The organism is Albidovulum sediminicola (genome assembly GCF_025751575.1).
In the GTDB taxonomy this organism is placed as follows: domain Bacteria; phylum Pseudomonadota; class Alphaproteobacteria; order Rhodobacterales; family Rhodobacteraceae; genus Albidovulum; species Albidovulum sediminicola.
Genome location: NZ_JAOWLA010000003.1, coordinates 158,487 through 176,828, shown reverse-complemented (window position 1 = coordinate 176,828; position 18,342 = coordinate 158,487). Strand labels below are relative to the sequence as shown.

The 18,342-nt window shown below is 65.8% G+C and carries 22 protein-coding genes; 14 read left to right on the top strand and 8 right to left on the bottom strand.

Going from position 1 to position 18,342, the window contains the following annotated elements; translation table 11 throughout:
- Positions 1-888: a LysR family transcriptional regulator gene (locus OE647_RS04660; protein WP_263720500.1), complete on the bottom strand. Its 888-nt coding sequence runs from the start codon at positions 886-888 to the stop codon at positions 1-3.
- 98 nt (positions 889-986) lie between these two features.
- On the opposite strand from OE647_RS04660, the gene OE647_RS04655 reads away from it, so the two are divergent.
- The 11 genes from OE647_RS04655 (at position 987) to OE647_RS04605 (ending at position 9,297) form a co-directional block, all read left to right on the top strand.
- A complete protein-coding gene (locus OE647_RS04655; RefSeq protein ID WP_263720498.1) occupies positions 987-1,577 on the top strand; it encodes an FMN-dependent NADH-azoreductase in 591 nt (196 codons plus the stop codon).
- A 348-nt stretch (positions 1,578-1,925) separates the two neighbouring features.
- A complete protein-coding gene (gene ffh / locus OE647_RS04650; protein WP_263720497.1) occupies positions 1,926-3,449 on the top strand; it encodes a signal recognition particle protein in 1,524 nt (507 codons plus the stop codon).
- Positions 3,450-3,582: 133 nt separating this feature from the next.
- Positions 3,583-3,879, top strand: a complete 297-nt coding sequence (locus OE647_RS04645) for a chorismate mutase (protein ID WP_263720496.1) — start codon at positions 3,583-3,585, stop codon at positions 3,877-3,879.
- Positions 3,880-3,921: 42 nt separating this feature from the next.
- A complete protein-coding gene (rpsP, locus tag OE647_RS04640) occupies positions 3,922-4,269 on the top strand; it encodes a 30S ribosomal protein S16 (RefSeq protein ID WP_263720495.1) in 348 nt (115 codons plus the stop codon).
- Positions 4,270-4,283: 14 nt separating this feature from the next.
- A complete protein-coding gene (locus OE647_RS04635) occupies positions 4,284-4,418 on the top strand; it encodes a hypothetical protein (RefSeq protein WP_263720494.1) in 135 nt (44 codons plus the stop codon).
- The gene (gene rimM, locus OE647_RS04630; RefSeq protein WP_263720493.1) at positions 4,408-4,914 is read left to right on the top strand and encodes a ribosome maturation factor RimM; all 507 of its coding nucleotides are present in this window, start codon (positions 4,408-4,410) and stop codon (positions 4,912-4,914) included. Before OE647_RS04635 ends, rimM begins: the two co-directional genes overlap by 11 nt.
- Positions 4,907-5,725: a tRNA (guanosine(37)-N1)-methyltransferase TrmD gene (gene trmD / locus OE647_RS04625; RefSeq protein WP_263720492.1), complete on the top strand. Its 819-nt coding sequence runs from the start codon at positions 4,907-4,909 to the stop codon at positions 5,723-5,725. The genes rimM and trmD overlap by 8 nt, the downstream gene beginning before the upstream one ends.
- Positions 5,726-6,365: 640 nt before the next feature.
- On the top strand, positions 6,366-6,740 hold the full coding sequence (gene rplS, locus OE647_RS04620) for a 50S ribosomal protein L19 (protein ID WP_263720491.1): 375 nt from the start codon (positions 6,366-6,368) through the stop codon (positions 6,738-6,740).
- 11 nt (positions 6,741-6,751) lie between these two features.
- A complete protein-coding gene (rpmE, locus tag OE647_RS04615) occupies positions 6,752-6,973 on the top strand; it encodes a 50S ribosomal protein L31 (protein ID WP_263720489.1) in 222 nt (73 codons plus the stop codon).
- A gap of 237 nt (positions 6,974-7,210) precedes the next feature.
- Positions 7,211-8,020, top strand: a complete 810-nt coding sequence (locus OE647_RS04610; RefSeq protein ID WP_263720488.1) for a division plane positioning ATPase MipZ — start codon at positions 7,211-7,213, stop codon at positions 8,018-8,020.
- 401 nt (positions 8,021-8,421) lie between these two features.
- Entirely contained in the window at positions 8,422-9,297 is an 876-nt protein-coding gene (locus tag OE647_RS04605; RefSeq protein ID WP_263720487.1) for a 3-hydroxybutyryl-CoA dehydrogenase, read from the top strand.
- A gap of 52 nt (positions 9,298-9,349) precedes the next feature.
- On the opposite strand, the gene OE647_RS04600 is transcribed toward OE647_RS04605, so the two are convergent.
- The 6 genes from OE647_RS04600 to OE647_RS04575 all read right to left on the bottom strand — a co-directional run bounded on the left by OE647_RS04600 (position 9,350) and on the right by OE647_RS04575 (position 13,802).
- The gene (locus OE647_RS04600; RefSeq protein ID WP_263720486.1) at positions 9,350-9,619 is read right to left on the bottom strand and encodes an HPr family phosphocarrier protein; all 270 of its coding nucleotides are present in this window, start codon (positions 9,617-9,619) and stop codon (positions 9,350-9,352) included.
- Positions 9,616-10,020 carry a PTS sugar transporter subunit IIA gene (locus OE647_RS04595; RefSeq protein ID WP_263720485.1) on the bottom strand — a complete coding sequence of 135 codons (405 nt, stop codon included), beginning with the start codon at positions 10,018-10,020 and terminating at the stop codon, positions 9,616-9,618. The genes OE647_RS04600 and OE647_RS04595 overlap by 4 nt, the downstream gene beginning before the upstream one ends.
- Complete coding sequence (gene rapZ / locus OE647_RS04590; protein ID WP_263720629.1) at positions 10,017-10,931, bottom strand: RNase adapter RapZ; 915 nt, start codon at positions 10,929-10,931, stop codon at positions 10,017-10,019. Before rapZ ends, OE647_RS04595 begins: the two co-directional genes overlap by 4 nt.
- 8 nt (positions 10,932-10,939) lie before the next feature.
- Positions 10,940-11,308: an HPr kinase/phosphorylase gene (locus tag OE647_RS04585; RefSeq protein ID WP_263720484.1), complete on the bottom strand. Its 369-nt coding sequence runs from the start codon at positions 11,306-11,308 to the stop codon at positions 10,940-10,942.
- Positions 11,309-11,370: 62 nt separating this feature from the next.
- Positions 11,371-13,104 carry a sensor histidine kinase gene (locus OE647_RS04580; RefSeq protein WP_263720483.1) on the bottom strand — a complete coding sequence of 578 codons (1,734 nt, stop codon included), beginning with the start codon at positions 13,102-13,104 and terminating at the stop codon, positions 11,371-11,373.
- Complete coding sequence (locus OE647_RS04575) at positions 13,101-13,802, bottom strand: response regulator transcription factor (RefSeq protein ID WP_263720481.1); 702 nt, start codon at positions 13,800-13,802, stop codon at positions 13,101-13,103. Before OE647_RS04575 ends, OE647_RS04580 begins: the two co-directional genes overlap by 4 nt.
- Positions 13,803-14,206: 404 nt before the next feature.
- Between OE647_RS04575 and OE647_RS04570 the strand changes: the two genes are divergently transcribed.
- The 3 genes from OE647_RS04570 to OE647_RS04560 all read left to right on the top strand — a co-directional run bounded on the left by OE647_RS04570 (position 14,207) and on the right by OE647_RS04560 (position 17,132).
- Positions 14,207-15,805 (top strand): phosphoenolpyruvate carboxykinase, encoded by a 1,599-nt coding sequence (locus OE647_RS04570; protein ID WP_263720480.1) that lies wholly within the window; start codon positions 14,207-14,209, stop codon positions 15,803-15,805.
- A 170-nt stretch (positions 15,806-15,975) separates the two neighbouring features.
- A complete protein-coding gene (locus tag OE647_RS04565) occupies positions 15,976-16,857 on the top strand; it encodes an SPFH domain-containing protein (protein WP_263720479.1) in 882 nt (293 codons plus the stop codon).
- On the top strand, positions 16,857-17,132 hold the full coding sequence (locus OE647_RS04560; RefSeq protein ID WP_263720478.1) for an NfeD family protein: 276 nt from the start codon (positions 16,857-16,859) through the stop codon (positions 17,130-17,132). The genes OE647_RS04565 and OE647_RS04560 overlap by 1 nt, the downstream gene beginning before the upstream one ends.
- Positions 17,133-17,191: 59 nt before the next feature.
- Here OE647_RS04560 and OE647_RS04555 read toward each other — a convergent pair whose 3' ends face one another.
- Positions 17,192-18,187, bottom strand: coding sequence for an asparaginase (locus tag OE647_RS04555; RefSeq protein WP_263720477.1), 996 nt, complete (start codon positions 18,185-18,187; stop codon positions 17,192-17,194).
- Between the last annotated feature and the right edge of the window lie 155 nt (positions 18,188-18,342).

Below are 18,342 nucleotides of genomic sequence, written 5' to 3'. Positions count from 1 at the left end.
TCAGGGCTGCGCGCAGTCGCGGGCGTGATCCTTCAGCGCGGCCAAAAAGGCCTGGATCTTGGCGCTGCGGTGCAGATCGACATGCGTGACAAGCCACAGCGACGATTCCCATTCCTCGCGCGGCGGCAGAACCTGACGCAGCCGATCCAGCCCCGCCGCCTCATGCAGCGTGAGGAATCCGAGCGCCTCACCGCCGAGGATCGCGTCGGTGCGCGCGCGCAATTCGTTGGCGCGGAACACGACGGCCTCAGCCCCCGCCTTCGTCATGAGCCAGCGGTTGAAGGGCGCGCGGTTATCATCATCGATCGCACCGACATAGCGATGCCCCGCGACCTCTTCGTCGGTGGCCGGAAAGCCATAGCGCGCGCGATACTCCTCGGTCCCGTAAAGCGCGACCTTCTGGGTCAGGAGCGGCTGGACGACATTGTCGGGTTCCTGCGGGCGGGTCCCGGCGCGGATCGCGACATGCGCCTCGCCGTATTCCAGGCGGAACACGCGCGGGTCGGTGACATAGCGCACCCGCAGCGCCGGGTGCTGGCGTTGCAGGGCGATCAGCGCGGGCGTGACAAGCGGCGAAAGCCCGGGCAGGGAGGTCACGACAAGCTCGCCCGAAAACTCCGCCCCCGCGCCGGCGATCCGCGCTGCAAGTTGGGCGAACTGGTCGTCGGTCACCCGCGCGACCTTCAGAAGCTCCTGCCCCGCCTCGGTGGGCGTGTAGCCACGGGGGTGGCGCTGGAAAAGCCGCGCGCCCAGCCGCGCCTCAAGCGCGTCGATGTGGCGGATCACGGTCGCGTGGTGGACGCCCAGAACCTCGGCCGCGCCAGACACCGTCCCCAGCCGCGCGACCTGAAACGCGGTGCGCACCTCATCCCAGTTGTCGAAGCCCATACTGTGCACCCATAAACAGAATATGCGTATTTACCGCTATTCTGTTCAGATCAGCAATGCCTATTTCTGGCTCGCACCCAATCGTGAAGGACCCAGAAATGACTCACATCCTGCGCATCGACAGCTCTCTGAAGGGCGAAGCCTCCGTTTCCCGCCGGCTGACGGGGCGGATCGTCGCCAAGCTTTCCGAAGCCAGCCCCGGCGCCACCGTGACCGAGCGTGACCTGTCGCGTGGCGTTCCGCAGATTGACGCGGGCTGGATCGGCGCCGTCTACACCGCACCCGAGGCGCGCAACGCCGATCAGGCCAGCATCGCGGACTATTCGGACCGCCTGCTGTCGGAGGTCAAGGCCGCCGACATCCTCGTCATCGGCCTGCCGGTCTACAACTTCGGCCTGCCCGCCACGCTGAAAAGCTGGATCGACCACCTGGCGCGCAAGGGTGAAACCTTCCGCTACACGGCCGAGGGACCCGAAGGTCTGCTGAAGGGCAAGCGCGCCATCGTTGCGCTGTCGTCGGACGGCACCAAGATGGGCTCCGGCATCGACTTCGCCTCGGGCTATCTGAAGCATATGCTGGGCTTCTTCGGCATCTCCGACGTGGAGTTCGTCGCCGCCGACCAGCTGGTTTTCGACAGCGAGGGCACGATCCGCGCCGCCGAGGACCGCATCGAAAGCCTGGCCGCCTGACCGCCGCCCGGCGGTGCGAGGATCGCATGCCAGATTCGGAATGCTTCCTCATATTTCCGCCACATTCAGATGCAAAAGATTAACCGGGGTGCATCCGTCGGCGCAGACCAGACCACATATCTCCAGGGTGTGGCCTGGCTTGGCGGATCACCCTACGACACTTGACTCCCCGCCCCCGCGCGCGTAAAGCGCCCCCGATACCCGGAAGTGACAAAGCTTCCGGTCCTTGGTCTTTTCCAGGGATCGCCACCAGTCAGCGCGTTGCGCCCACTGGTGCGTTTTGCGTTTGGGCGTTCCGGTCCCTATCTGGAGCGTGACGGTAAGGAATGGGCCAAGGAGGGCCGCGTGATGTTCGAGAACCTGTCAGAACGCCTTGGCAGCGTCTTCGACCGGCTGACGAAGCAGGGCGCCCTGACGCCCGAGGACGTCAAGGCGGCGCTGCGCGAGGTGCGCGTGGCGCTTCTCGAAGCCGACGTCTCGCTTCCCGTCGCGCGTGACTTCATCAAGGCCGTCGAGGAGAAGGCCACCGGACAGGCGGTAACCAAGTCCGTCACCCCCGGCCAGCAGGTCGTCAAGATCGTCCACGACGCGCTGATCGACGTGCTGCGCGGCGAGGGCCAGCCCGAGGCGCTGAAGATCGACAACCCGCCCGCGCCGGTCCTGATGGTCGGCCTCCAGGGGTCGGGCAAGACCACGACGACCGCGAAACTCGCCAAGCGCCTCAAGGACAGGAACGGCAAGCGGGTGCTGATGGCCTCGCTCGACACCAACCGCCCCGCGGCGATGGAACAGCTCCAGATCCTCGGCCAGCAGATCGGCGTCGACACGCTGCCGATCGTGAAGGGGGAAAGCGCCGTCCAGATCGCCAAGCGCGCCAAGCAACAGGCGACGCTGGGCGGCTACGACGTCTACATGCTCGACACCGCCGGGCGCCTGCACATCGACGAAGTCCTGATGGACGAGGTCCAGGCGGTCCGCGACGCCGTCGCCCCCCGCGAAACGCTGCTGGTCGTGGACGGCCTGACCGGCCAGGACGCGGTCAATGTCGCGACCGAATTCGACGGCAAGGTGGGCATCACCGGCGTCGTCCTGACCCGGATGGACGGCGACGGCCGCGGCGGCGCCGCGCTCTCGATGCGCGCGGTCACCGGCAAGCCGATCCGCTTCGTCGGCCTCGGCGAAAAGATGGACGCGATCGAGACCTTCGAGGCCGAGCGCGTCGCGGGCCGCATCCTCGGCATGGGCGACATCGTGGCGCTCGTCGAGAAGGCCCAGGAAACGCTGGAGATGGAACAGGCCGAGCGCATGGCCAAGCGCTTCGCCAAGGGTCTCTTCAACATGAACGACCTCAAGGGCCAGCTCGACCAGATGCTCAAGATGGGCGGCATGCAGGGCCTCATGGGGATGCTGCCCGGCATGGGCAAGATGCAAAAGGCCGCCGAGGCCGCGGGCTTCGACGACCGCATGCTGCGCCGCCAGATCGCGCTCATCAACTCGATGACCAAGAAGGAACGCGCCAACCCCGACCTGATGCAGGCCAGCCGCAAGCGGCGCGTGGCCGCGGGCGCAGGCCTCGACGTGGCCGAACTCAACAAGCTTCTCAAGATGCACCGGCAGATGGCCGACATGATGAAGAAGATGGGCAAGGGCGGCGCCATGAAGCAGGCCATCAAGCAGATGATGGGCGGCAAGGGTCTTGGCGGCGGCATGCCCGACCCGTCGAAGATGAGCCCGGCCGAGATGGAAGCCATGGCCAAGGGCATGCGCGAAGGCATGGGCGGCATGCCCGGCGCGATGCCTGGCCCGGGTGGGCTTGGCGGGCTCAAACTGCCCGGCGGCCTTTCGGGCCTCGGCTTCGGGAAGAAGAAATGACGCGGCGTCCTTCTTCATTGCCCAAATACCCCGGGGTCCGGGGCGGCGCCCCGGTCCTGCGGCCTACCCCCCGTTCCTGCGGATCTCGCCCCTCCGGGCGCGGTCCTGCCACAGCCCCGCACCGGAGGCCCCTATGAGCGACCCGACGAACCGCGCCGCCCAGCTTCTGAAGGGCCATCGCGAAAGCATCGACCGGCTTGACGCGATCCTCGTCTTCACGCTGGCCGAACGGTTCAAGCACACCCAGGCGGTGGGCTTCCTGAAAGCCGAACACGACCTGCCCCCTTCGGACCCCGTGCGGGAGGCCGACCAGATCGCGCGACTCGAAAGGCTGGCGGCCGAGGCCGACCTAGACCCCCAGTTCGCCAAGAAATTCCTGAACTTCATCATCTCCGAAGTCATCAGGCACCACGAGAAACTGCAGAAATAACGGGGTGCGCCCCGTCAACAGCCATCAAAAGGAGTAACTCACATGGCTATGAAAATCCGTCTCGCCCGCGGCGGTTCCAAGAAGCGGCCCTTCTACTCGATCGTCGCCACCGACTCGCGCATGCCGCGCGACGGCCGCTTCATCGAGAAGCTGGGCACCTACAACCCGCTTCTCGCCAAGGACAGCGAAGACCGCGTCAAGATGAACATGGAGCGCGTGCAGTACTGGCTGTCGCAGGGCGCCCAGCCGACCGACCGGATCGCGCGCTTCCTCGAAGCCGCTGGCGTCCGCGCCAAGTCGACCCGCGCCAACATGCAAAAGGCCGAGCCCGGCGACAAGGCCAAGAAGCGCGCCGCCGAGAAGGCCGCCAAGACCGCCTCGGCCGAATAAGCCGCTGAGGGATCATGCTGATCGGCTTCTTCCTGCGCCGGATCGTCACGCTCACGCTGTGCGCGGGGGCATTCTGGCTCGGGATGAAGACCGATCGCGTGCTTTCTGCCCCCGTCGTCCCCTGCGAGGAGCCCGCCAATGGCAACTGACCGCATCTGCGTCGGCGCCATCGCCGGGGCCTTCGGGGTCCGCGGCGAGGTTCGGCTGAAAAGCTTCTGCGCCCAGCCCGAGGCGATCGCCGCCTATGCGCCGCTGTGGACCGAGGACGGCAGCCGCAGCTTCACGCTGCGCCTGACGCGCGGCAGCGGCGGCGGGCTGACCGCACGCCTTTCGGGCATCAACACCCGGGAAGAGGCCGAGGCGATGAAGGGCGTGGAGCTTTTCGCCGACCGCGACAAGCTTCCCAATCTTCCCGACGACGAATTCTATCACGCCGACCTGATCGGGCTTGAGGTTCTGGACACGTCGGGCACCGCCCTCGGGCGGGTCAAGGCGGTCCACAACCACGGCGCAGGGGATTTCCTGGAGATCGTGGGCGGGGCCGCGATGCTGCTTGTGCCCTTCACCAAGGCGGCGGTCCCGACGGTCGATCTGACCGCCCGCCGGATCATCGCCGACCCGCCCGCGGACCTCGGCGATGACTGAGGACAAGCCCCGGTCCCACGGCCGGCTGGCGATCTCTGCCAGCCTCAAGCCGCGGGAGCTGATGACCGACACGCCGCGCCTGAAAGGCGCCTGGCGGGCCCGGATCATCACCCTCTTCCCCGAGGCATTCCCCGGAACGCTTGGCCTGTCCTTGACCGGCAAGGCCCTGCAAGAGGGTCGCTGGGCGCTGGAGACCATCGACCTGCGCCCCTTCGGCATTGGCAAGCACCGCAACGTCGATGACACGCCCGCCGGCGGCGGGGCGGGCATGGTGCTGCGCGCCGATGTCGTCGCGCGCGCCTTCGACGAGGCGGCCATCGGCACCCCGGTGGAGCGGTCGCGCTGGCCGGTCGTCTACCTGTCCCCGCGCGGGCGCCGCTTCGACCAGGCGATGGCCCGCAGCTGGGCCGAGGCCGACGGCATAACGCTGCTGTGTGGCCGCTTCGAGGGCGTGGACCAGCGCGTGCTCGATCACTACGCGGTCGAGGAGGTTTCGCTGGGCGACTTTGTCCTGACCGGCGGCGAGATCGCGGCCCAGGCGATGATCGACGCGACCGTGCGGCTTCTGCCCGGCGTTCTCGGCAACGCCGCCTCGACCGAGGAAGAAAGCCACTCCCACGGGCTTCTGGAACATCCTCAGTACACGAAGCCGCAAGTCTGGGAAGGACGGGAGATTCCGCCGGTCCTGATGTCCGGCCACCACGGCGAGATCGAGAAGTGGCGCCGCGCCGAGGCCGAGCGGATCACGCGCGAACGGCGGCCGGACCTTTGGGAAGATTCCGGCGACTCCAGACGCCAGCCTGACAGATGAAGATTTCCTGTCGGAGCGCGACAGGATCGGCACGCTCCGGCAGACTGTCACTCGCACCATGGGCGAACCTCAAAGGCCCTTTCCAGTTCGTTGCACATCGCATCGACATGTTCGCGCGCCTAGTCATAGGTTCCTGCACTTGTTAGACTGTCCGAATACCAAAATCCGGCATCATCCGATGGTCGTGGTGCGTGCGAGTATTCGATAGAATACCGGCCGTCGTGATGCTCCAGGATCATGGCTCGGAAGCGTATCGGATCTCCGGTTCGGCCGTGTGTCAGGTCCGCGCCAAGAACGGTGGCACGCATTTCATCAGACTTTCGCATCGGTAGATCCTTTCATCGGGTTGGATGCCGAATCAGAATACATACCGCCGTCTTTCAGCGGCAATGCACACGACCTTGACCCGGCGCGCGCTTGCCCCTATACCGCGCCCGTCCGGGGCTTGAACGAGTCGTCCGGGCCTTATTTCTATGGCCGATGCGCCCGTCTTCTTCGGCGGGTTCCGGGCCGGCGAAGCGACTAGGAAACGATGACCTGACCTCCGGCGGGCGCAAGATGCGGACCCGATGAAGACACGGAGCTCTGAGGCGCGCCAAACCATCGCGGAACCACCGCGAGCATGAGAGAAGGAATTGCGATGAACCTGATCGCGCAGCTCGAGGCGGAACAGATCGCCGCCCTCGGCAAAAGCATCCCGGATTTCAAGGCCGGCGACACCGTTCGCGTCGGCTACAAGGTGACCGAAGGCACCCGTTCGCGTGTGCAGAACTACGAAGGCGTGTGCATCTCCCGCCGTGGCGGCAGCACGCTCGCCGCGTCGTTCACCGTGCGCAAGATCTCCTTCGGCGAAGGCGTGGAACGTGTGTTCCCGCTCTACTCGACCAACATCGACTCGATCGAGGTCGTTCGCCGCGGCAAGGTCCGTCGCGCGAAGCTCTACTACCTGCGCTCGCGCCGCGGTAAGTCGGCCCGGATCGCCGAAGTCACCAACTACAAAGAAAAAGCCAAGTAAGGATCGGACCGATGAAACAAGGTATCCACCCGAACTACCACTTCATCACCGTCAAGATGACCGACGGCTCGACCTACCAGACCCGCTCGACCTGGGGCAAGGAAGGCGACACGCTGGCGCTCGACATCGATCCGCTGGCGCACCCCGCCTGGACCGGCGGCTCGGCCAAGCTGCTGGACACCGGCGGCCGCGTGTCGAAGTTCAAGAACAAGTACGCCGGCCTGGGCTTCTGAGACCCCGCCTATGTGCTACGGATACGCCGCCCCTTCGTGGGCGGCGTTTTTGTTGGGAGGTTCGAGGCGCGGCACCGGCTGGCGCTCCGGGCGCGGCCGGTTTGTCCATCTGGACTGCCCGGGTGTTGCACCGATGTCGTGCCCGCAGTGGCAGATGCGGCTTGTCGCTTCCGTCTGCCAACGCCGCCACATATAGTCCCGCCGGGCCGCGAAGGCACCATTTCGCGGAGGGACAGCGTGGCGCATATCATCGTGACCGGCAATGAAAAGGGCGGGTCGGGCAAATCCACCACTTCGATGCATGTCGCGACCGCGCTCGCCCGCATGGGGCATCGTGTCGGCGCGCTGGACCTTGATCTGCGCCAACGCAGCTTCGGCCGCTATGTCGAAAATCGCCGCGCCTTCGCCCGGCGCCAAGGGCTCGATCTGCCGACCCCCGATTACCGCGAACTGCCCGAGGTTGATCCGGCCAGCATCCCAGAGGGCGAAAACCCCTTCGATTATCGCCTGTCGGCGGCGGTCGCCGAACTGGATGCGGTCAGCGACTTCATCATCATCGATTGCCCCGGATCGCACACGCGCCTGAGCCAGGTCGCGCACTCGCTCGCCGATACGCTGATCACGCCCCTGAACGACAGTTTCATCGACTTCGACCTTCTGGCGCGCATCAGCCCCGAGACCGGCCGCGTCACCGGCCCGTCGATCTATGCCGAGATGGTCTGGAACGCGCGGCAGCTGAGGGCGCGGGCGGGAGTGAGGCCGATCGACTGGATCGTGCTTCGCAACCGCCTGGGCGTTCAGCAGATGCACAACAAGAAGAAGGTCGGCGCGGCGCTTGAGCAGCTCTCCAAGCGGATCGGCTTCCGCGTGGCGCCGGGCTTTTCCGAGCGGGTCATTTTCCGGGAACTCTTCCCGCGCGGGCTGACGCTCCTGGACCTGAAGGATATCGGGGTGGAGTCGCTGAGCCTGTCGAATGTCGCCGCCCGGCAGGAACTGCGCGATCTGGTGCGCGAGTTGAACCTTCCGGGCGTCGCGATCGGCTTTTAGGCCGAGCCGGCCTCAGGCCGCGCGGGCGCCGCGCTTGAAGAGCGAGGGCGCCGCGGCGCGCGTCGGACGCGGCGTACGCGGCTTGGACATTGTCATCAGGCGCGCGCCGAAGGCGTCTGTCTGTTCGGAGTTCTTCCGCGCGAACCGGAGAAAGAAAGCGACAGCAGATTTCATTTTTCGTTGCCTCGTCAATGCGCCCCCAAGGCGTAATATCCCGCCGCTCATTGACCGAAAAAAGGCAGGTCGAAGGTCATTCGAAGGACCTCGCGTCACAGTTGCGCCACCGGAATTTCGGCCTTCCTCGGGCCTTCGGAGGGGCTTCGGACCAGCGCGCCCCGGCTTACGCCTTGCGCCGCAGCGCTGGGGGTGCATAAGGTCATAGCGAAAAGCGGAGAACTGGCATGGACATCAAGACTGTGGGCATCGTGGGCGCGGGCCAGATGGGCAACGGAATCGCCCATGTTTTCGCCCTTGCCGGCTTCGACGTGCTGTTGAACGACATCACGCAGCCCGCGCTCGACAAGGCCGTCGCGCTGATTGACCGGAACCTGGAACGCCAGGCCTCGCGCGGCAAGATCAGCGAGGCTGACCATGACGCCGCGCTGGCGCGCATCAAGACGACGCTGAAACTCTCCGACCTCGGCCAGACCGATCTGGTGATCGAGGCCGCGACCGAGCGGGAGACGGTCAAGCAGGCGATCTTCGAGGATCTGCTGCCGCATCTGAAGCCCACGACGATCCTGACCTCCAACACCTCCTCGATCTCCATCACCCGGCTTGCGAGTCGCACCGACCGGCCGGAAAAGTTCATGGGGTTCCATTTCATGAACCCGGTGCCCGTGATGCAGCTTGTCGAGCTGATCCGCGGGATCGCGACGGACGAGCCGACCTACCGGGCGCTTCTGGCCGTGGTCGAAAAGCTGGGCAAGACCGCCGCCAGCGCCGAGGACTTCCCCGCCTTCATCGTCAACCGCATCCTGATGCCGATGATCAACGAGGCGGTCTATACGCTTTACGAGGGCGTGGGCTCGGTCCGCTCGATCGACGAGTCACTGAAGCTTGGCGCGAACCACCCTATGGGGCCGCTGGAACTGGCCGACTTCATCGGCCTCGACACCTGCCTTGCGATCATGAACGTGCTGCACGACGGGCTTGCCGACACCAAGTACCGCCCCTGCCCGCTTCTGACGAAATATGTCGAGGCTGGATGGCTCGGCCGCAAGACCCAGCGCGGCTTCTACGACTACCGCGGCGAAGTGCCGGTGCCGACGCGCTGATCGGCGCCATGGTTTCGCCCCGTCCTGCGGCGGGGCGTTCGCTGCTTCGGGGTCAGTTCCCCTCGCCGAACCGGTCGGCGACGAGCGCGCTGAGCGCATGGGCCAGCTTCTCTGCCTCGGCACCATCGGTGCGTACGGTGATCGAGGTGCCGCGCGAGGCCGCCAGCATCAGCAAGCCCATGATGGAATCGCCCGAGGCGCTCATCCCGTCCTTCTCGACCTCGGCGGTCGCGTCATGGGCTTCGACCACCTCGACGAACTTCGCCGAGGCGCGGGCATGGAGCCCCTTTTCATTGACGATCTTCAAAATGCATTCGGTCACGGCCGCACCTGCCCGGCCCCGCCGGCATAGACATTGATATACTTGCGCCCCGCGTCGAGCGCGGTCGCCACGGCATCGGTCACCGACAGGTTGCGCGATTTCGCGAGCTTGATCAGCATCGGCAGGTTGGCGCCGTAGATGATCCGGCGGTTCTGACGCTCACAGGCGCAAAGCGACAGGTTGGAGGGCGAACCGCCGAACATGTCCGTCACCACGACCACGCCGTCGCCTTGGTCGACCGCATCGGCGGCGGCGCGGATCTCGTCCTGCTTTTCGGCGCGGTCGTGATCCTCTTCGATCGCGATGGCCCGAATACCGGACTGCTTGCCGACGACATGCTCGACCGCCGCGAGGTATTCGCGTGCCAAACCGCCATGTGCGACGATCACGACCCCGATCACGCCCTCTCACCCTGCAATGCCGCGGCCGTGGCCGTGCGGCGTTCCAATTCCCGATGCCTCTTAGACACCTGCCACCCTGCCTCCGCAAGCTCTTTGGCCATTTTTTCTGCAACTGCAATGCTGCGGTGTTGCCCTCCGGTACAACCGAAGCCGATGGCCAGATGGCTTTTGCCCTCAGCGACCTGCGCAGGCAGCAAAAACAGGATCAGATCGCGCACACGGTCGAAGAACTCCGCGAAACGCGGGTCTTCGGCCACATAGCCCGCCACGGCCGGATCGCGCCCGTCAAGCGGGCGCAGCGCCTCCTCCCAATGCGGGTTTCTCAGAAAGCGGCAATCGAACATCAGGTCGAGCCCGCGCGGCACCCCGCGCTTGTAGGAAAAGGACTGTACCGACACCGCAAGCCGCCCGCCCGTGGTCCGGTCGAACCAGCGCACGACCTCGGCCTTGAGGTCATGGGGCGACAGGTCGGAGGTGTCGATCAGCACATCCGCGCGCGCGCGGATCGGGACCAGAAGGTCGATCTCGCTTTGCACCCCGTCGGAGGGCGTCTCTTCGGGGGAGAGGGGATGGCGGCGCCGCGTCTCGCCGTAGCGCCGCACCAGCTCGTCGGCCCGGCAGTCGAGGAACAGCACCTCGGGCGACACCTCGGGCCGCGCGGTCAGCGCGTCGATCAACTCGATCAGGCCCGCGACGGAGAAGTCCCGGTTGCGCACGTCGATCCCCAGCGCCAGCGGGCGCTGGATCGGCGGCCCGTCCAGAAGGCGCGGGATCAGGCTTAGCGGCAGGTTGTCGATCGGCTCGTAGCCCAGATCCTCAAGCGCGCGCAACGCGGTCGAGCGTCCGGCGCCCGAGGGGCCGGTCACCAACACCAGGCCCTGCCCGGCCTTGTCTTGCGGTCGGCTGTTCATCGTGTCACTCACGCGCGACGTCCTGCCTTGAGATATTGCAGGATCGCCGCGACAAAATGGACGCTCTCGACTCTGTGAAGCACAGGAACGACGCATTCGGCGATCACGATGTCTCGATGGGGTGGCAGCCGCTCCGTCTCCTCCTGCGACAGGTCGACGGCCAGGACGACGGCCGCCGCCGGGGCGGTCTCGGCGGCGAGCAGGCCGACGCCGCGTGCCTCGATCATGCCGCGGATGGCCTCGGGCGCGCTGGCCAGGGCCTGACCGCCGCGCGCCTCGACCCGGACACCGTCATCGGCGACGAGGGTGCAGCCAAGGGCCATGAGTTGCAGCGCCAGCGCCGATTTCCCCGAGCCCGAAGGTCCGAGGATGAGCACCCCCCGCCCCTCCAGGCTGACGCAGCTGGCATGAAGGACCGTCGCTGCCGCCGGCCCGGGGGTCACAAGGGCAGACCCACCACGAACCGCGCACCAAGCGGCGGCGTGTTCAGGTCTGAATCGGCGGTGCGGATATTCTCGGCCCAGATCACGCCGCCATGCGCCTCGACGATCTGCTTGGAGATCGCAAGGCCAAGACCGGAATGGTTGCCGAACTGGCCGACCGGCCGTTCCGAGTAGAAGCGCTTGAAGATCTTTGTCAGTGCCTGGTCGGGGATCCCGGGGCCGGTGTCCTCGACCACCACGAGCACCCGGTTTTCACGCTTGCGCGCCCAGACACGAACCGCATCGCCCTTTTCGCAGAACGACATCGCGTTCGAGATCAGGTTGACGAAGACCTGCGCAAGACGTGCCTCGAGCCCGGTGATCTTGATCGCATCCGGCGGCAGGTCGGTGATGAAGTCGATGCCCTTGCCCTTGGCCTCGTCGCCGAAATACTGCGTGATCCCGCCGAGCGTCTTGATCAGGTCGAAGACCTCCTCTTCCTCACGGACCAGCTCGCTGTCGAGCCGGGAGGCGTTGGAAATGTCGCTGACCAGCCGGTCGAGACGGCGCACATCGTGGTCGATCACGTCGAGCAGCTTCTCGCGGTGATCCTCGCGCTTGGCCATCCGCAGCGTCCCCACGGCAGAGCGCAGCGACGCCAGCGGGTTCTTGATCTCATGCGCGACATCGGCGGCGAACTGTTCGTTCGACTCGATCCGGTCGTAAAGGGCCGCGACCATGCCGCGCATCGCGCCGGAAAGCCGCCCGATCTCGTCCGGGCGGGCGGTCAGGTCCGGGATGCGCACGCGGCCGGGGTTGAGCTTGCGGGCATTCTTATCCCGGCCAAGCTCGGCCGCGGCGGCAAGGTCGGAAAGCGGGTTGGCGATGGTGGAGGCCAACAGCAGGCTGAGCCCGATCGACACGAAGGCCGCGACGAAGAACATCTCCAGGATCTGCTCGCGCTCGACCCGGACAAGGCGGTCGATCTCGCTCGCGGCGGAGGTCAGGGCCACGACGCCGACGACGTCGTCACCGCGCCGGATCGGCGTGGCGACCGCGAAGATCGTCCCGCCCGCGGCGTCAAGCGCCGAGGAAAAGCGCGTCTCCCCGTCAAGCGCGTCGGCGACCAGCAGCTCGGCGAGGTCGCGCGCCGAGATCGAATATTCGACCGGATCCTGGAAGGAGAACAGCGCCGACATACCGTTCCAGATGCCGTTCAAAAGGTCGGTGATGATCGTCGGGCGACGATCTTCCTTCAAGCCCTCGACGGTCTCCGGCTGGGGGCGCTCGGCACCCAGGGTGCTGACCACCGGCGCGCCGGTCAGGTCGAAGACGAAAAGCTCGACCCCCTCCGGGATCTCCATCCCGTCGAGCGTGCCATGGGCGTCGATCCCGTCCGAAGTCGCGATATTGACCGGGCCGGAGAGCGGCAACTGCACCTCGAACACGTCGGCGATCAACTGCGCCTCGGAGACCAGTCCGGTTTCCCGCTGGATCGCCAGGCTGTCCCGGAACGGGTTGAGGTAAAGCACGCCCGCAACCAGCAGGACCATGGCCATCAGGTTGAAAATGATGATCTTGCGGGCGAGCGGCGAACGGTTCAACCCGATCAGGCTGCGCCGTTCCCGGCCGGCCCGCAGTTCCTGGTCGATGTAGCCGTCGGGGGAAACCCAATCTTCCCCCAGCACGACATCCACGCGGCTTGCCGGCTTTCTTCGGTCGAGCAGTCGGAACCTTTCGGCGATGCTCATTCTTCGTTGTATCGGTAACCGATACCGTAAAGCGTCTCGATGGCCGAGAATTCGTCATCGACCATCCGCATCTTCTTGCGCAGGCGCTTGATGTGGCTGTCGATCGTGCGGTCATCGACATACACCTGGTCGTCATAGGCGACATCCATCAGCTGGTCGCGGCTTTTCACGAAGCCGGGCCGCTGGGCAAGCGCCTGAAGCAGAAGGAACTCGGTCACCGTCAGGGCCACGTCGCGCCCCTTCCAGCTGACGGAGTGGCGCAGCGGGTCCATGGTCAGGGCCCCGCGCGTCATCATCTTGGTTTCCTCGGTGGTCGCGACCTCGCCCGAGGCGATGGCCTCCTGACGGCGCAGGAGCGCGCGGATACGCTCGACCAGCAGGCGTTGGGAGAACGGCTTCTTGACATAGTCGTCCGCGCCCATGCGCAGGCCCAGAACCTCATCGATCTCATCATCCTTCGAGGTCAGGAAGATGATCGGCATCGAGGTCTTCTGCCGCAGCCGCTGAAGCAGGTCCATCCCGTCCATGCGCGGCATCTTGATGTCGAGAACGGCCATGTCGGGCATGCGTTTGTTGAAGGCGTCGAGCGCGGATTGCCCGTCGTTGTAGGTCTCGACCTCGAACCCTTCGGCTTCAAGCGTCATGGAGACCGAGGTCAGGATATTCCTGTCATCATCGACCAACGCTATCCTGGACATTTGTTATTCCTTCGTACTGCTCGCCCCGGCCTCGATCGCCTGCAATCCGACTGCCGATATTTTGCCACATAGTCCCTTCTCCGGCGGTGTGAATCAATATCTAACTGCGAATCATTGCCGGCTTGCCGCGGCGCATGCGGAATTTTTTGCCGAACCTTGCGGATTTGCCGCAGTTCAGGGGCCGTCGGCCACAATCGCGGCACAGTTCTGCCGGTGGTTGCGCTAAACAGGAAATGATGGCGCTAACGACCGGCAACGCTGCTGGTTCCCGCTTTCAAGCTCGTGTTATAGGGGCCCTGCCGGACCCGCGAATGCCCGGCGCGCGCCCGAAAACTGCCGGAAAATGATGGCATAGGCGTGTTTGGGATTGTCTAGAAGCCGGTTTCCGGCGCCAGGAGCGACACATGATGACAGGACGGGTAAACCCCTCGCAGCGATTGGAAGACCATGGGATCGCGGGGCTTGGCACTGTCTATTACAACCTGCTGGAGCCTGCGCTGATCGAAGCGGCACTCAAGCGTGACGAGGGCACGCTGGGCACGGGCGGCGCCTTCCTCGTGACCACTGGCAAGCACACCGGCCGCTCTCCCAAGGACAAGTTCGTGGTGCGAACTCCGTCGGTCGAGGATACGATCTGGTGGGACAACAACAAACCGATGTCCCCCGAAGCCTTCGACACGCTCTATGACGATATGGTCGCGCACATGAAGGGGCGCGACTATTTCGTTCAGGACCTCTTCGGCGGCGCCGATCCCGAACACCGGCTCGACGTGCGGGTCGTGACGGAACTGGCCTGGCACGGGCTCTTCATCCGCCACCTGCTGCGCCGCCCCTCGCGCGACGAGCTTGACAGCTTCATCCCCGAATTCACGATCATCAACTGCCCGTCGTTCAAGGCCGACCCCGCGCGCCATGGCTGCCGCTCGGAAACGGTCATCGCGCTGAACTTCGACCGCAAGCTGATCCTGATCGCCAACACCGCTTATGCGGGCGAGAACAAGAAGTCGGTCTTCACGCTTCTCAACTACATCCTTCCGGGCAAGGGCGTCATGGCGATGCACTGCTCGGCCAACCACGCGATCGACAACCCCGATGACGCCGCCGTCTTCTTCGGCCTTTCGGGGACCGGCAAGACGACGCTGTCGGCCGACCCCTCGCGCGTGCTGATCGGCGATGACGAACACGGCTGGTCTGGCAAGGGTACCTTCAACTTCGAAGGCGGCTGCTATGCCAAGACCATCAACCTCTCGGCCGAGGCGGAGCCCGAGATCTTCGCCACCACCTCTAAGTTCGGCACGGTCGTCGAGAACATGGTTTTCGACCCCGAGACGCTCGCGCTCGACTTCGAGGACAACTCGATCACCGACAACATGCGCTGCGCCTACCCGCTGGAGTACATCTCCAACGCCTCGGGCACCGGCATGGGCGGGCACCCGAAAAACGTGATCATGCTGACCTGCGACGCCTATGGCGTGCTGCCGCCGATCGCGCGTCTGACGCCCGCGCAGGCGATGTATCACTTCCTGTCGGGCTTCACCTCGAAGACGCCGGGCACCGAGGTCGGCGTGACCGAGCCGCTTCCGACCTTCTCGACCTGCTTCGGCGCGCCCTTCATGCCGCGCCGCCCCGAGGTCTACGGCAAGCTCCTTCAGGAACAGATCGCGCATCACGGGGCGACCTGCTGGCTGGTCAACACCGGCTGGACGGGTGGCGCCTACGGCACCGGCCGGCGCATGCCGATCCGGGCCACCCGCGCGCTTCTGACCGCCGCGCTCGACGGGTCGCTCAATGCCGTGGAGTTCCGCAAGGACAAGAACTTCGGCTTCGAGGTTCCGGTTTCGGTCCCGGGGGTCGAGGACGCGCTTCTGGATCCGCGCTACACTTGGGCGGACCCGACCGCCTATGACGCGCAGGCCCGCAAGCTCGTGGGCATGTTCGCGGACAATTTCGCCCAGTATGTGCCCTATATCGACGCAGAGGTTCAGGCCGCCGCGATCGGCTGAGCCTTCGCTTCGACCTTGCACAACGGGCCGCGGCAGGCAACGCCGCGGCCTTTTGCTTGCGCAGCCCGGCAACAGGGGGAGAGGACCGCGCCGTTTCCCCCCATCCAGTGTCTTTTCACCACCCTCCATGCGGGGCATATTCCTAATGGATAGTCTTCGGAGGATTGAGAATGCGATTTGAAGATCTCATTGGCGGCAACGCGGTCTTTCTGGCCATTGCCGTCTTCATCATACTTTGCATCTTCCTCGGCGTCCGGATCGTCCCGCAGTCCGAGAAGCACGTGGTCGAGCGTTTCGGCCGCCTGCGCGCGGTCCTGGGGCCGGGCATCAACTTCATCGTGCCCTTCCTCGACCGCGTGGCGCACAAGATCTCGATCCTCGAACGCCAGCTTCCCAATGCGCTGCAGGACGCCATCACCTCGGACAACGTGCTGGTGAAGGTCGAAACCAGCGTCTTCTACCGCATCATCGAGCCGGAAAAGACGGTCTACCGGATCCGCGACGTGGACGGCGCCATCGCCACGACCGTCGCCGGGATCGTACGCAGCGAAATCGGCAAGATGGAACTCGACCAGGTGCAGTCGAACCGCGCCGACCTGATCGGCAAGGTGCGCGAGCAGGTGGCGGCGATGGTCGACGACTGGGGGATCGAGGTGACGCGGGCCGAGGTCCTGGACGTGAACCTTGACGAGGCGACGCGCGCCGCGATGCTGCAGCAGTTGAACGCCGAGCGTGCGCGGCGCGCCCATGTCACCGAGGCCGAGGGCAAGAAGCGCGCGGTCGAGCTTGGGGCCGACGCCGACCTATATGCCGCCGAACAGCAGGCCAAGGCGCGGCGCATCTCGGCCGAGGCGGAAGCCTACGCGACCGAGGTGGTGGCCAAGGCGATCAAGGAAAACGGCATCGAGGCCGCGCAATACCAGGTGGCGCTGAAACAGGTGGAGGCGCTGACCGCCGTCGGCCAGGGCGCCGGCAAGCAGACGGTCATCGTCCCGGCCCAGGCGCTTGATGCCTTCGGCGATGCCTTCAAGATGTTGAAAGGACGCGCGTGATGGAATTCTGGCAGCTCTGGTGGGTGTGGCTGACGGCGGGCGTCGTGCTGGCGATCCTGGAGGTCGCGGTGCCGGGCTTCATCTTCCTCGGCTTCGCGGGCGGGGCCACGCTGACCGGGATCGGCATCTGGCTTGGGCTTGTCGGCGGGACGCTGCCCGCGCTTCTGCTGGTCTTCGCCGTCGCCTCTCTGGCGAGCTGGGCCGTGCTTCGGGCGATCTTCGGGCGCCGGCGCGGTCAAGTGAAGATCTGGGAAAAGGACATCAACGACAACTGAGCCGCGCGACCGCGGCCGAAACGGGCGCTCTGGCAATCCGGGGCGCCCGTTCGCGTGTCTCAGGCGGCGAAACCGGGCGCCAACCGACGCTCGGCAACGGCCAGCCCCGCGCGGTTCATGATCGGTCCGGTCAGGTAGTGCTTGACCACCGGATGGCCGGGATCGAGCGCCCCCAGGCGGATCAGCAGCGCGGTGATCGCCGCCTCCGAGGCGCGATCGGCCCCGTCGAGGACCTTCAGCGCGATGCCTATCCCCCGTTCGGGCAGGATCGCGACGAAGACCGCCTCCGCCCCGGTCTTGACCGCCACCTTGCCGCCCATCGCGCGCATCAGGTTGGTGCAGGACCGACCTTCGCCCGCGACCAGTTCGGGAAAGGCCGTCATCGCCGAAACGAGGCGATCGGCGGCCTTCGAGCGCCCGTCCGAACGGGTCGCCGCGGTTGCGAAAAAGGCCATGGCGCGGGCCAGGCCGTGAACCGTCGTCGCGAAGTTCGGCGCCGAACAACCGTCGATCCCGTAGCCGGGCGAGGCAAGGCCAGTCACCTCCTCGAACGCCTGCCGGACGGCGGCCTGCACCGGATGGTCGACCTCGTGATACTCGGGCCCCGCGCCCAGGTGCCGGGCCAGCGTCAGGAAGCCCGTGTGCTTGCCCGAGCAGTTGTTGTGGATCTGGCAGGGGCTATCGCCCTTGCACAGCACCTCTCTCATGGCCGCATGGTCGCGCGGCATCTGCGGTCCGCAGCGCAGGTCGTTCTCGCCCAGCCCCAGATCCCCAAGCCAGCGCGTCACAAGATCGGAATGCACCGCCGCGCCCTGGTGGCTGGCGCAGGCCAGGGCCAGCCTCGACGGCCCCACCCCCAACGCATCCGCCGCACCGCTTTCGACAAGCGGCAGCGCCTGGATCATCTTGCAGGCGGAGCGGGGAAAGATCACCGCATCGGGGTCGCCCCAGGCCTCGACGATCCCGCCCGTGGCGTCGCAGATCACGGCATGCCCCAGGTGCAGGCTTTCGAGAAGTCCGCCCCTCCAGAACTCGACCATCGGGACTGCTTTCATCGGGTCTTCTCCTCAGCGAAAAACTGCCTACGGCCCTTTGCGACTTGGACCGGATTGCGCTAAGGCTGTCATATCGGGTTGAAATGGCAGCCGCCACGGCAAAGGCGCGGGAACAGTGCGCCATGCGGGGCGGCATGGGCCTTCAGGAGGCGAAA